Source organism: Flintibacter hominis, assembly GCF_014287965.1.
In the GTDB taxonomy this organism is placed as follows: domain Bacteria; phylum Bacillota; class Clostridia; order Oscillospirales; family Oscillospiraceae; genus Lawsonibacter; species Lawsonibacter aceti.
In genome coordinates this window covers 1-798 of the sequence record NZ_JACOPO010000031.1, presented here as the reverse complement: position 1 = coordinate 798, position 798 = coordinate 1, and the positions used below count along the sequence as shown (strand labels likewise).

The window sequence follows — 798 nt, the reverse complement described above, 5'->3', positions numbered from 1 at the left end:
AATGCCTCGATGTGGCACTTCCAGTTTTCAGAGCCGAACAAGCGGAAAATACAATTTTGGCAGGATGACTGTTGCTTGCAAAAATCAGCAATGGTCTGAGCAGCTTCCAGAGCCTTTTTGCTGCTTGTCATTCCACCCCCTCCAGCATCTCCATCTCACATATATCAACAATGTGGTCGCAAAGTGCTTCTGGTATCACTGCACGCTCCCGGCCCCCTTTTAGACCCTGTGTCCCAGTTTTTGCACCTCGTGGTGCGCTTATATGGCAAGGGTCTCCATTGTGGCATGGAGGCTTAAATTGGGGGTCTGGATGGTTGCTCCAGATATCGGTAGGTTTCATTCGAGTATCTCCATATTGGCAGTAAGTAACAGTGTATCTTGGCAGACCCTGCATCCACTCCATCTTTCGCATCCCGCCCCTTGGGTTTTCTATAAACCAAAGACGAGGCGAGAGTGTCATGATAAGCCCATGAACGTGAAGGTTTACTCGATCGCAGAACTTTGCGTAATCGCTGACCGCAGCAAGGTTCCCGTTTTCTTCTTTCCTTCGGTGATGGGAGATCGCTGCGATACTGTATGTACTGCAATCTGGACTCGCCCATATCACATCTGGTCGCCCAAAGTCTCGCAGGATCTGGTCTGCCGTCACAGTCAGTACATCTGCATAAAGGCTGATATCCGGGAATGACTTGTCCCACTCTATGCTATACGTCTGATGGCCTCTCTTTTCAAACGCCTTACTTACAGAGCGTGTTCCTGCAAATAATTCAAGTAGCTTCATCCAGCATCTCCATCTCC

At 49.1% G+C, this 798-nt stretch carries 1 protein-coding gene; it reads right to left on the bottom strand.

The window, feature by feature from the left end:
- Positions 1-127 precede the first annotated feature (127 nt).
- Positions 128-781, bottom strand: coding sequence for a DNA cytosine methyltransferase (locus H8S11_RS13745; protein ID WP_186853541.1), 654 nt, complete (start codon positions 779-781; stop codon positions 128-130).
- Positions 782-798 lie beyond the last annotated feature (17 nt).

Coding starts and splice junctions, on each gene's coding strand:
- H8S11_RS13745 (WP_186853541.1), bottom strand. CDS start 781: ATGAAGCTACTTGAATTATTTGCAGGAACACGCTCTGTAAGTAAGGCG.